The sequence below is a fragment of the Paenibacillus sp. YSY-4.3 genome, assembly GCF_054767475.1.
The window spans coordinates 1,063,530-1,076,267 of record NZ_BAABMC010000001.1 but is presented as its reverse complement, the minus strand read 5'-3'; the positions used below and the strand labels follow the sequence as shown (position 1 = coordinate 1,076,267).

Below are 12,738 nucleotides of genomic sequence, written 5' to 3'. Positions count from 1 at the left end.
CTTTTCGTCTCTTAAACTTCCATAATCTCTTTTTCTTTCGCGGCGAGCACTTTGTCGACTTCCGCGATAAATTTATCCGTCGACTTCTGGATATCCTCTTGATGGCGGCGGGATTCGTCCTCCGAAATCTCCGTTTTTTCAAGCTTCTTGATATCATCATTCGCGTCGCGACGGATGTTGCGGATGGCAACTTTCGCTTCTTCACCGAATTTCTTCGTCATTTTGACTAAATCCACACGACGCTCTTCCGTTAACGGCGGAATCGACAAACGGATCATCGAGCCGTCGTTAGCCGGCGTAAGTCCCAGATCGGACTTCTGGATCGCGCGCTCAATTTCTGCCAGCGATGATTTATCCCAGGGTTGAATCATCAACGTACGGGAATCCGGCGTATTAACGTTCGCCAACTGATTAACCGGCGTCGGAGTTCCGTAATAATCCACTTGAATGCGATCAAGCAGCGAAGGATTCGCTCTACCTGCACGCAACGTGGCCAAATCTCTTTTTAAGGCCTGAATCGCTTTATCCATACGCTCTTCAGCGTTATTCTTAATCGATTGCGGCATTAATCTACACTTCCTTTCACAGTCGTTCCGATTTTCTCACCGAGGACTACACGTTTAATATTGCCTTGTTCCGTAATCGCAAACACGATAAGCGGAATGTCGTTGTCCATACATAGCGATGATGCCGTGGAATCCATGACGCCCAGATTTTTGCTGAGCACTTCCATGTAGGTAAGTATTTCATATTTTTCGGCTGTCGGATCCACAAACGGATCCGCAGAATATACGCCGTCCACTTTATTCTTAGCCATCAGGATCACTTCGGCTTCAATTTCAGCGGCACGCAATGCTGCTGTCGTATCCGTAGAGAAGAACGGGTTGCCTGTACCAGCCGCAAAAATAACGACGCGGCCTTTCTCCAAATGCCGAATCGCACGGCGCCGTATGTAAGGCTCGGCGATTTGCTGCATAGCGATCGAAGTCTGAACACGTGTAGGCACGTCGATTTGTTCCAATGCATCCTGCAAAGCGAGCGAATTCATGACGGTCGCAAGCATCCCCATATAGTCCGCCGTAGCACGGTCAATGCCCTTCGCACTGCCCGCAATACCGCGCCATATGTTGCCGCCGCCGCATACGATGGCGACCTGCACGCCCAGTTCAACCACTTCTTTCACCTGCTGGGCAATCGACGAAATCGTCTCCGCATCGATCCCATATCCGTTTTGACCGGCTAGCGACTCCCCACTTACCTTCAATACAATACGTTTAAAAACTGGCTGCTCCAATTGTATACCCTCCACTTTAGATGAACCCTCTTAGAGGTTGCCTGAAAAGAGCGGCTGAACGAAACGAAGCTCTTCCCAGGCTCACACAATTAAGGGCGTTTGGTTAAAAAAGAAGGAACACGCCGTGTTCCATCTCTCTATAACTATTATTTAATAATACGCTTATTGATTCACTTGGGACATAACTTCTTCTACGAAGTTATCCACTTTTTTCTCCAGACCTTCGCCCAGCTCATAACGAACGAAACGACGGATCGAGATGTTCTCACCGATTGTAGCGATTTTCTCGTTAAGCAGTGTGGAAATTGTTTTGTCAGGGTCTTTAACGAAGGATTGCTCCAGCAAGCAGTACTCTTCGAAGTATTTGGAAATACGTCCTTCAACCATTTTCTCAACGATTTTTTCAGGTTTTCCTTCGTTAAGGGCTTGAGCTTTAAGGATTTCCTTTTCCTTCTCAATTTCATCTTGTGGAACTTCTTCGCGACGCACGTAACGAGGGCTGGACGCAGCGATATGGATTGCAATGTCGCGAACGAATTCTTTAAATTGATCCGTAAGAGCAACAAAATCCGTTTCACAGTTAATTTCAACTAGAACGCCGATTTTTCCGTTCGCATGGATGTAAGATTCTACGATACCTTCAGTAGCAATACGTCCAGCTTTTTTCGCAGATGCAGCCAGACCTTTCTCACGAAGGAATTCGATTGCTTTCTCGATATCACCGTTTACTTCTTCAAGCGCTTTTTTGCAATCGAGCATTCCTGCACCTGTTTTTTCACGTAGTTCTTTTACCGCTTTTGCATCAACTGCCATTTTAATTCCCTCCATAATCAATTATAGGACCTAATCTGTGAAAATTACCAGAGATTTATCCTTTAAAAAAAGGGCAGTGAGAGGTTTGACACCTACCAACCACCCTTTTCATTTAATTCACTACTTATAACGGAAGCACAACATTAAGCCGTTGTTTGCTCCCCTTGGTTCGCTTCGATAACGGCATCTGCCATTTTACCAGTCAACAATTTAACCGCGCGGATCGCGTCGTCGTTACCTGGGATGACATAGTCGATTTCGTCTGGATCGCAGTTCGTATCAACGATACCTACGATTGGAATACCCAATTTGCGTGCTTCCGCAACAGCGATACGCTCTTTGCGAGGATCGATGACGAACAGCGCGCTTGGCAGACCCTTCATGTTCTTGATACCGCCAAGGAACTTCTCCAGGCGATCTTTTTCTTTACGAAGAATGATAACTTCTTTCTTCGGAAGCACTTCGAAAGTGCCATCCTCTTCCCAAGTCTCCAATTGTTTCAAACGATCGATACGTTTTTGAATCGTTTGGAAGTTGGTCAGAGTTCCACCAAGCCAGCGTTGGTTAATATAAAATTGACCAGCGCGCTCAGCTTCTTCTTTAACGGAATCTTGAGCTTGCTTCTTAGTACCTACGAACAGAATCGTACCATTCTCTTCAGCAATGCTCTTTACAAAGTTGTATGCTTCTTCAACTTTCTTGACCGTTTTTTGCAGGTCGATGATGTAAATACCGTTTCTTTCAGTGAAGATATAACGGTCCATTTTCGGGTTCCAGCGACGTGTCTGGTGTCCGAAGTGTACCCCTGCTTCAAGCAGTTGTTTCATGGAAATGACTGCCATCTCCACGCACCTCCTAGGATTGGTTTTTGTTTGATGCTTCCTCCGCAAGTTTCATCTTTAACCAAGACTCCCCATATTCTGGCAAGCACCCTTGGCAAAATCAACCTGCGTGCGTTATAACACCGTCAATTAATATACCATAAAGGACACAGGGATGCAACCGAAGTTCTTTTATACCTTAAAACAGGAAAACCATCCTATTTCATAGATGGCTTAGCGGTAATTTTCGTAATGATCGAACTGTATTTCTCGCCGATTTGAAACGAGTACGTACCGGTTCTGATTTTTGTATTGATGCCGCGTTTCGATGCTTCCTTAATAAATGCTTCGCTGCTTGAAATTACTCCGGCTTTCTGCAAGCCGTCTGCAACCGCGGTCAAACTGTCTCCATAAGCGATTTTGTACTTTACCGTTACTGGTTCAGGTGTATTGACCGATCCGGACTCAGCCTTTGCCGGAGCCTTGGTCTCAGGCTGTTCCGGAGCCGTCGGGACGGTAGCTTCTGATTTGCTGGTTGTTGAGCTTCCAGAAGCACCTCCTCCGTCCGACTGCGGTTCCTGCGGCACTGCCGGCTTGTCTGGAGTTTCAGGCTGCTTTGGCTGGGCCGGCTCTTGTGCAGCAGCCTCTTCCTCAGCCTTTTTCTCCATTTCGGCCTTCCATTCCTCTTCCGTCAGCAGCCGTTCATCCTCGCTCACAACCTTCAAACGAAGTTTCTCGGCAGCTTGCTGAATTTGCTCGACCGTAACGGGCTTACTCTGCTGTCCTTGTCCGATGTTCATTATTTGCAATAAAAAAGCACCGACGATCAGTCCAATTCCAAGTCCTAACATGAAGTTGCGGTTTCTAAACATTAAGCGTCCTCCCTGTTAGCCAATTGCAAAATAAGCTGAACCTCACCTCGCTGGATACCGATAGCTTTCGCGATCATGTCAATGGATTTGCCTTTAGCATACAAGTCAAATAGCTCGGGATATCTGCTCCGCAGTGAATCCTCAACTGCCGGCTCCTCCGGCTCCAGCTCATCAGCAGCTTCAAGGGCGGGCGCTCCCAAGCCCTCAGTCGTTCCAAAACCGCCTGGGTCTGAGGAAAGACTCGCATTGTCCAATTGAGATACGGTCACTTGAGGGAATGATTCGCTGATCAAAGGAGCAGGCAAGGACTCTGTCGCCGGTAGTCCGGTAAAGGTAGCCGAAGTCTCCAGGGCTCCCAATCGGGTTTCAAGCTGCCGATTCAATTGTTCCGTCTCGAGAAGGCGTTGTCGCAGCTCCGCGATCGACTCCTGCTGCGACATTTGCTTGGATGCCAGCTCTTGCTTCATCCCCGCAACCAAATCGATCAGTTCCTCATTTTCTTTCTCAATGTCCGCCATATACTGTTCAAGGGTGGCCTCCACATCGATGGCGGCCTCGTTCATACCGCTTAAGGGTTTCCGCCCGGGTAGAATAAATGCATATAGTATAGAGGCACCCCCGAGTATCACAATATAAAACCATGGTTCTCCAAATGACAATGTTATCCTCACCTTTTTGCTGTGTGTAATGATCTAGGCGTCTTACAGATTAGAGCGACAGGTCGATATGCCGTCCCTTGAAAGGATGCTCTGCAGCCTTTTCCTTGTCTCGCTCCTCCTGCTTCTCTTCGGCATCCCGTTGTTCCTTCTCCTGGTCTGAAGCCGCATCTCCGTCCCGTTTCACCGTCTTGTTGCGCGCGCTTTGCTCCATGGCCTGACTCTTCCCACGTTCAAGCTCGCTCGCCTTTATGTTCTGCCCGGCAAGTATATTCTGGTCGATAAGCGGTCTTTGCTGTTGATCCTGCTGAATGCGCCCTGCGTCACTAGTACGGGGAAGAGCTATTTGCATTTCCACGGATTTCATATTCATGACAATCACCTCGCGCCGTTTTAGGACAATTGCATGGATTAGACGTAAGCAGACATGGAAATGTCTCCTTCAGTATAATAGAAAGACATTCTAGAAATAGGTTCTTTAATATATTTGGTGTATCTGCCAATGACGATTTTGGAGCCGCCGTAGATCATCTTCAGAACATCTACCCGCGCGTTGCCCGTTTCCTCCAAAGCTTTCTCGATATCCAGCATACGCTCTTTGATCTCGTCAAGCTCCTGCATACTCGATTTTTTGGTCATGTTAAGCTTGGATCTCATCGCCACCTTATCCGGCGTAAGCTTGCCCATGGAAGCTAATTGATCTAATAGAGTAAGCGCTTTCTCGGTCTTGTCGACATTTGCCATTTGATCCTTAAGCTGTTGACGCAAATCCAGCAGCTCATTGCGCAGCTCCGGTAGAACCCCCACCTCAATCGACGTGGCCGTAGACATCGGATTGCCGATGACTCTTGCCGTGACCCGTTCTCCTGCCTGAATGTTGCCTCCGATAATCAGGCCCTTTGTGCCGCTGCAGATGACATCCCTTCCAGCACGGACATTGGAGTGCATAATGCTCTGTGTCACGATGACGTCTTCACCAGCCGTTACATTGCCATCTTGAATGAATGAGCTTTTTACCTGTTGCCCCGCTTTAACAAGTCCTTTGTTATAACCGATAATGCCGCCCGTGATTTCGATGGAGCCTTCCGCGATCAACTCCGCTCCTTCTACTCCACCGATGACGCGAATATCTCCGGAGGCGCAAACCCGGAATCCGGTCAGAACGTTGCCGCGAATAACAACCGTGCCTACGAAATCGATATTGCCAATGCTGTAATCCACATCGCCATTGACTTCGTAGACTGGAAATACGTTCAGCTTGCCTTTATCGGTCCGCGTAACTAATCCGTCGATTGCAGCGTACATCGCCGTTTGCTCCGGATTAAGAACGACGTTCTTGCCCACCTTAAAGCGTGCTTCCTTCCCTTCTTTGCAAGGGATCGACTCACCGGTAACCGCTGTACCGGGACGACCGGGTACAGGTGGAACCAGTTCAGCAATGATTTGTCCCTTCCGAACGTTATTCAGACGAGTAACATCCTTAAAATCCACCGTACCGTCATCACTCTCCGCCGGCCGATGCTGCTGATCTTCTCCATCAATCGGTACAGCGTAGCGGATCGAGCCGTCCTTCCCTTGTACTGGTTCGATCCCAATGGCAATCGGTGTCTTGCTAAAAAAGTATTCCCTTGCATTCATGGCAAATCTGGCCACAATATCCTCCTGAATGCCGAATTTGATACCTTCCCCCCGTAAAAAATGCTGTAAAACATCCGGAGTGCAAGTAAACTCCTCATCTTTCTTCAAAAATTGCAGGTAGGCAACCGTTTTATCGTCATTTGTTGTCACACTCAATATTTGGCCAAGATCATTCATGTATTCCATAAGTCGTTCCTCCTTTCATCAATTACTGCTTATACACCAATTGTACTCTTTAATCTTCCAGCATCAACAAGTCTTTCTGCTTCTCCAAGCTTCCGCGAAGCCTAAGAATGGCTTTGGAATGGAGTTGAGAAATTCGTGACGGGGAAAGAGACATCACCTCCGCAATTTCACTCAATGACAAGTCTTCGTAATATAGTAGGGAAACAACGGTCCGTTCCTTCTCCGTGAGTTTTTCAATTCCTTTGGCTAAAGAATCCCTAAGGAAAAACTCCCTAACCTTATAATCAGGGTTCTTGGCTTTCTCATCGATCAACAAAGTCAGCCGCGTCTCGGATTCTTCCTCTCGGATCGGATCTTCCAATGAACACAGTGTCATGACGGCAACTTCCTGCAGCATACTTTGAAATTCCCTTTCACTTACATTCAAATATTCGCTCATCTCAACATCCGTCACGGAACGAAGATATTGCTGCTCCAGATGCTGATATCCCTCTTCAATTTTCTTGGCTTTTTCCCGAACGGATCGAGGTACCCAATCCCCTTGCCTTAGACCGTCAAGAATCGCCCCTCTTACTCTCCATGAGGCATAGGTCTCAAATTGCAAGCCTCTTTTATAATCGAATTTTTCCACAGCGTCTATCAACCCCATTACGCCGTTACTGGATAAGTCGTCTTTAGAGACATTTTTGGGAAGGCCAACTGCTAGACGTCCCGAAACATAATCGACAATGTGCAAATGCTTCTCGATAAGCTCCTTTTTGGCCTCAATATCTCCATGTTCTTTCCATCGCTCCCACACATCGGCGTAGTTCAAAGTGGATGTCTTCCGCTCGTCCAATTGCCTTCACCCTCCTTAGTTTTCTGTCAGGTGACGAACAACTTTAGCCAGCTCTTCAGGATCTTTGTCATCAGGTGTCTTAACCAGTCTTGGCGGGTTTAACGGTGTAAAATCGTTATTTCCTGTCTGACTTCCCGGTGGCTGCTTTAGCAATTCGTTCAATTCATCCGTTTCATCCGGTGTCGTCAAATCAAGCTGTCCACCCTTACCCTCGTCATCGTGAGGCGCAATTAGATCCTCGTTCGTTGATACAGGAGACATCTCTTTCATGAAACCGATCATCCAATTGGCCGCATAAGATAGCCCAAACCAAACTACAAATGCGATGAGTCCCCGAATGAGGCTTGTCGAAAACAAGTTGCTGCTAGATGAGACTGCAAATGTAATCAAAAATCCAAATATTCCAAACAACGTGTAATATTTAAGTTTTCCTGCCATGGCTACAATTCCTTTATACCCTTTTGTACACTGCGTATAAATAATATACCCGTTTCACAATCGAGTTCGATAGTTCTTCCGTAATTGCCCCCCGTGTCCTCAGCTAACAACGGGATGCCTAGCTCCGACAGCTTCTCTTTGCATGATTCCACATTTCTCGGACCGATTCGAAGCGAGTCCCCGGTTCCCGCAAAGGTGAACATCTGAGATCCGCCCGCCATTTTGGCTACGATCCGGCTTTTATTTGCTCCACTCGAAAGCAATTGTTCCAACAATGCTGGTACGGCAGTATCCGCATACTTGGCAATGTTGAGCGCACCCTCGCGGGCAATGGTCGATGTCGGAAGCATAACATGTGCAAGGCCAGCCGTTTTTGCAACCGGATCATATAAAGTAAGTCCTACGCAAGAGCCAAGTCCAGTCGTCCGAATAAGCCCTGTTTGCTGGATAATATTGAGATCTGCCATGCCGACCTTTACGATTCGCTGCTCCTCAATCATCATTCATCGGTACTCCTAAGGCAGTAAATATTTTATCGAAAGATTCAGGATCCGGGATGAGGAAGAATTGTCCCTCCACTTCTTGCTGGTCCTCGATGAATGTCGTATCAATCAACAATGCGGAATCACCCATTTCGCCGAACTGCAGCAGCCCGTAGCTAAGTATCGCTCCAGCCATATCTATCGCCAGCGCGGGAACGGTCGGCGTCATGGCCAGCGATGTGAAATCGGCTAGCGAGGACAGATAGGAGCCGGCTAAAATATTGCCGATTTCCGAGAGGGCTGACCATTCCATCTCGGAAAACTCCTCCTCGCTTTCTACTTGAATTCCAGCAAGACGATGAAGCAACTTCTTCGCCGCTTCCGGACTGAGGATAAAGAACAGATTGCCAGGAGCGTCCCCCTCAACTCTCAAAAAGATGGCTAGAACGATGCTCTCCGCTCCTCCAACCTTTTCGGCCACCGCCTCAAAGGGCAGCATTTGAACTTTGGGAACGGCCATATCTATAGGTTTGTCAAGAAGTCTGGATAATGCGGTGGCGGCATTTCCCGCGCCGATATTCCCGACTTCCTTTAACACATCCATTTTTAAATCTGCAAAGCCCTTAAACAGATCCACTATTTTAATCCTCTAAACTTTCCAATTGAATAATTTCAGAGCGATTTAGCACCTCAGACAAGTTCAGCATGACCAGGAGACGCTCCTCGGAAATGCGAGCGACACCATGCAAATATTTCGCTTTTATTCCTCCAACGACATCCGGCGGGGAATCGATCACATCGCTGTTCAGATCCATAACATCGTTCGCCGAATCCACGATGAAGCCAACCTCCATCTCATTAACCGCGACAATAATGATTCGGGTCTGATCGGTGTATTCGGATTCCGGAAGGCCAAAACGCCCACGCAAATCAATGACAGGAATGACCACACCGCGTAAGTTAATGACTCCCTTAACGAACGAGTACGTCTTCGGCACGCGAGTAATCGGCATCATACGCTCAATCGTCTGAACCTTGTCTACCTCAATGCCGTATTCTTCCTCACCCAGTTTAAATACGATGACTTTCAATTCCTCTCCCATGGAACATCCTCCTTAATGGTTATGGCAAAGCCTTTATTTAATGAATGCGTTAGGGTCTACAATCAGAGCTACTTGTCCATCACCTAGAATCGTCGCCCCAGCAACGCCCTGCACCGGAGGCAAATATTTGCCCAAGTTCTTAATGACGATTTCGCTTTGGCCAATGAAATCTTCAACGGTCAATGCCGCTAAACGTTCACCCTTACGGATGACGACGATTTCCGTTTCTTCTTCCGCAGCCTCATCGAAATCAGCAACCTCGAACAGATTGGCCAAAGACATTAAAGGAATATGTGCATCCCGGTATGGTACCATCGTATAGCCATGCACTTTGCGAATCTGATCGCGTTGAATGATTCCCGTTTCCACAATCGATGAAAGGGGTATTGCGTATTTCTCGGAGCCAACCTTGATCAGCATCGCGGAAATAATAGACAGCGTAAGCGGAAGCTGTACCGAGAACTTCGTTCCTTTGCCCAGGGTCGAGTTCACGGACACGACGCCGCTAAGCGATTCGATCTTCGATCGTACAACGTCAAGTCCGACGCCGCGTCCGGAAATGTCCGAGATAACGTCAGCCGTACTGAAGCCTGCAGCGAACAGCAGCATGTACACCTGCTCATCCGACATAGCAGCAGCCTCGCTCTGCGTAACGACTCCGTTCTTCAGCGCTTTGCTCAAAATTTTGTCGCGGTCAATACCGCCGCCGTCATCCTCGATTTCGATGAACACATGGTTGCCGCTATGGAAGGCGCGGAGCTGAACAGTTCCTGTCTCCGGCTTGCCTGCAGCGATCCGCTGTGCGGTAGATTCTACCCCATGATCCACTGCGTTTCTCAATAAGTGAACGAGAGGATCACCTATTTCGTCGATGACTGTCCGATCCAACTCGGTTTCAGCGCCAATAATTACAAGATCGATTTTCTTATCCAGCGATTTGGCAACGTCCCGAACCATCCGCGGAAAACGGCTGAACACTGTGTCAATCGGAACCATGCGCAGCTTGAGAACAATATTTTGCAGATCGCTGCCCACACGGCTCATGTGCTCGACTGTTTCGGTCAAATCGGCGCGCTTAATTTCCTGGGAAAGCTGCTCCAGTCTAGAGCGGTCGATCAGCAATTCGCTGAGCAAGTTCATCAGCACATCCAAACGTTCGATATCAACCCGGATCGTACGGGAAGGAGCTGCTCCCCCATTTGCTCTGGCACCTGCCTTTGCTTCCGGCTTGGTAGCCGTTTGCGGAGCCTCCGGCTTCGCATCGACCGGTGCTGGCGCGGCTGCGGCGGCTGGTGCTTCAGCGGTTTCTGCAACTGCTGCTTCCTGAACCCCTAAGGAAATCTGGTTCAATGTCTCATGATCAAGCGGCATCACTTGTGCCGATTCAATCTCCGAAAGATTGAGGATCATGCCCTGCAGCTCAGCTGCATCCTTTTGCGTTATGTAATACAGCGAGAAGCTGCGTTCAAATTTCTCTTGCTCGATCTCTTGTACCGAAGGTTGGGATTTAACGACTTCGCCATAGCGCTCAAGCAGGTCGAACACTAAATAAGCACGAACGGCTTTTAATTGGCAGTCTTCGCGGATTGCAACCTCGATGTACAGCACTTTATGGCCTTCCGAGATCGATTGCTCCAGAACGGAGTGTTGGAACTCATCTAGTTGAATGCCAGTGCTAGCCGTCGCGGCAGCAGGAGATGCCTGCGAGGAAGCGCTGCTATCCGTTCCCCCAGGAACCTCACCGCGAACGATCGCTTGAAGCGAAGCTACGATAGATTGAACATCAGCTTTGCCATCGCCGCCCTGTGTAATATCCTGAACCATCATTTGCAGAGCATCTAGACTTTTGAACAAGGTATCAAAAATATAATCCTGCATTTTCAATTTTTCATTGCGCACCAGATCCAGGACGTTCTCCATTTGATGCGTTAGCGAGGATAAATCCTCGAAACCCATCGTAGCAGCCATCCCTTTCAGGGTATGTGCAGAGCGGAAAATGATTTGTACGATTCCGATGTCGTCTGGCGCTTTTTCCAGTTCTAGCATATTTTCGTTTAATGATTGCAAATGATCGTTGGACTCATCGATAAACATGGATAAATACTGATTCATGTCCATGGTGAGGCACCTCCTCTAAGAGATTCCTTATTTCACTACTTGTACGAGCTTAGGACCTATTTCTTGTAACGGTAAAACATGGCTTACACAACGAAGTTCAATCGCGGACCGCGGCATGCCGTAAACGACGCATGTCTCCTCGCTCTCAGCGATCGTCGAGGTTACCCCAGCCTCGTACAGTCTCTTCATCGCTCTCGCACCGTCGCTGCCCATTCCTGTCAGCAGCACGATGTGCCTTTTCAAGGAGTTAAGCGGAAGCAATGATTCGTACAATACCTCAACAGATGGCCGGTGGCCATTTCGCTGCTCTTGGCTGTTCAGGGTAATCTTATATCCGTCTGATCCGTAGACGACATTCATATGAAACCCGCCAGGCGCTATATATGCGGTGCCGGGAAGCAGCTTCATTCCTTCCTCGGCCTCAACGACACGAAGCGAGCTCAAGCTGTTCAAACGCTGTGCTAGCGATTTGGTAAAGTTCGGCGGCATATGCTGCACAATCACGATCGGCGCCGGAAAGTTCCGAGGTATTTTCTCCAGCACAGCTTTTAAAGCCTTCGGTCCGCCAGTTGATGTGCCGATCGCTACGATATCCGTAAAATCAGTCTTGGCATGCTGTTGTACAGGAGATTTAGCGCCTGTTTCATCCTTAGGCGGCGTTACCTGTACCGGCTTAGTCAAATGATTCTCCGTACTCTTGCCCCGAATTGCTGGACTGCTTCTTGACACAGCTTCCGGATCAGTCCTGTTTGCCTTGACCGGCTTATTTGCCTGTTCGTTGTTTGCCCGCCGGGTCCGATCGCGGTCGATTCTTGACCCGCTCAAGGCATCCTGCTCAGGCTTAGCGCCTCCCAATTTGGAGATCTGCCCTTTGGCAGAAACCGGAGCATTTTGCTCCGTTCCACGGATGACCGTCCTACCTTCTGGTTTGGGCTTAGTCAACGCTTGTCTTGCCTCAACATCTGCAGTACGCGTTGTCTTGGCCGTCATATCTGGCCGAAGAGGCGATTCAGCTTGCATATGCAGCCCCGACTCCCGTGCAGCTTTGCGTTCCTTCATCAGCATTGCTGTGCGAATCTGTTCATGGAGCTCGAGCTTCACCTGTCTGATATCATGGGAGCTCGTTGAAGCAGAGGGTTTTCGAATGAAATCGAACGCGCCGAGCTCAAGCGCCATAATTGTCTCACGCATGCCTTGCTCGTTAATTCCCGAGAGCATAATTACGGGAAGCGGCTGACGATCCATAATGATCTTTAAAGCATCCAGCCCATTGAGCTCCGGCATTTCCACATCCATAGTGACCAAATCCGGCGAGAGTTGGGCAATTTGTTGAATGGCCTCTCGTCCATTCCGAGCAGTGCCGATCACTTGGAATTCCGGATCCTGCTCAATTAAGTCCGACACGATCTTTCTCATAAATGCCGAATCATCAACCACCATAATCCGGTAAGGCATAGTCCCACCCCTGTTCCCTAATAC

General features: G+C 48.5%; 15 protein-coding genes. All 15 read right to left on the bottom strand.

Annotation, left to right across the window (positions count from 1 at the left end):
• Window positions 1–11: 11 nt before the first annotated feature.
• Window positions 12–566, bottom strand: coding sequence for a ribosome recycling factor (gene frr / locus ACYUJT_RS05100; protein WP_460319262.1), 555 nt, complete (start codon window positions 564–566; stop codon window positions 12–14).
• Entirely contained in the window at window positions 566–1,294 is a 729-nt protein-coding gene (gene pyrH, locus ACYUJT_RS05095) for a UMP kinase (protein ID WP_460319260.1), read from the bottom strand. The genes frr and pyrH overlap by 1 nt, the downstream gene beginning before the upstream one ends.
• Window positions 1,295–1,456: 162 nt before the next feature.
• Window positions 1,457–2,107: a translation elongation factor Ts gene (gene tsf / locus ACYUJT_RS05090; RefSeq protein WP_460319258.1), complete on the bottom strand. Its 651-nt coding sequence runs from the start codon at window positions 2,105–2,107 to the stop codon at window positions 1,457–1,459.
• Between the two features lie 143 nt (window positions 2,108–2,250).
• Window positions 2,251–2,949 (bottom strand): 30S ribosomal protein S2, encoded by a 699-nt coding sequence (rpsB, locus tag ACYUJT_RS05085; RefSeq protein WP_155610996.1) that lies wholly within the window; start codon window positions 2,947–2,949, stop codon window positions 2,251–2,253.
• A gap of 197 nt (window positions 2,950–3,146) precedes the next feature.
• Entirely contained in the window at window positions 3,147–3,800 is a 654-nt protein-coding gene (locus tag ACYUJT_RS05080; RefSeq protein ID WP_460319257.1) for a hypothetical protein, read from the bottom strand.
• A complete protein-coding gene (locus ACYUJT_RS05075; RefSeq protein WP_460319256.1) occupies window positions 3,800–4,363 on the bottom strand; it encodes a hypothetical protein in 564 nt (187 codons plus the stop codon). The genes ACYUJT_RS05080 and ACYUJT_RS05075 overlap by 1 nt, the downstream gene beginning before the upstream one ends.
• Before the next feature lie 145 nt (window positions 4,364–4,508).
• Window positions 4,509–4,829 (bottom strand): hypothetical protein, encoded by a 321-nt coding sequence (locus ACYUJT_RS05070; protein ID WP_460319255.1) that lies wholly within the window; start codon window positions 4,827–4,829, stop codon window positions 4,509–4,511.
• 38 nt (window positions 4,830–4,867) lie between these two features.
• Window positions 4,868–6,280, bottom strand: coding sequence for a DUF342 domain-containing protein (locus tag ACYUJT_RS05065; protein ID WP_460319254.1), 1,413 nt, complete (start codon window positions 6,278–6,280; stop codon window positions 4,868–4,870).
• A gap of 49 nt (window positions 6,281–6,329) precedes the next feature.
• Entirely contained in the window at window positions 6,330–7,118 is a 789-nt protein-coding gene (locus ACYUJT_RS05060) for a FliA/WhiG family RNA polymerase sigma factor (RefSeq protein ID WP_460319253.1), read from the bottom strand.
• Between the two features lie 15 nt (window positions 7,119–7,133).
• Complete coding sequence (locus ACYUJT_RS05055; RefSeq protein ID WP_460319252.1) at window positions 7,134–7,556, bottom strand: hypothetical protein; 423 nt, start codon at window positions 7,554–7,556, stop codon at window positions 7,134–7,136.
• 2 nt (window positions 7,557–7,558) lie between these two features.
• Window positions 7,559–8,056, bottom strand: a complete 498-nt coding sequence (locus ACYUJT_RS05050; protein WP_460319775.1) for a chemotaxis protein CheD — start codon at window positions 8,054–8,056, stop codon at window positions 7,559–7,561.
• Window positions 8,049–8,642, bottom strand: coding sequence for a chemotaxis protein CheC (locus ACYUJT_RS05045; RefSeq protein WP_460319773.1), 594 nt, complete (start codon window positions 8,640–8,642; stop codon window positions 8,049–8,051). The genes ACYUJT_RS05050 and ACYUJT_RS05045 overlap by 8 nt, the downstream gene beginning before the upstream one ends.
• A 37-nt stretch (window positions 8,643–8,679) precedes the next feature.
• Window positions 8,680–9,141, bottom strand: coding sequence for a chemotaxis protein CheW (locus ACYUJT_RS05040; protein ID WP_460319251.1), 462 nt, complete (start codon window positions 9,139–9,141; stop codon window positions 8,680–8,682).
• 33 nt (window positions 9,142–9,174) lie between these two features.
• On the bottom strand, window positions 9,175–11,259 hold the full coding sequence (locus ACYUJT_RS05035; protein ID WP_460319250.1) for a chemotaxis protein CheA: 2,085 nt from the start codon (window positions 11,257–11,259) through the stop codon (window positions 9,175–9,177).
• Window positions 11,260–11,286: 27 nt separating this feature from the next.
• Window positions 11,287–12,714, bottom strand: coding sequence for a protein-glutamate methylesterase/protein-glutamine glutaminase (locus ACYUJT_RS05030; RefSeq protein ID WP_460319249.1), 1,428 nt, complete (start codon window positions 12,712–12,714; stop codon window positions 11,287–11,289).
• Window positions 12,715–12,738: the final 24 nt, after the last annotated feature.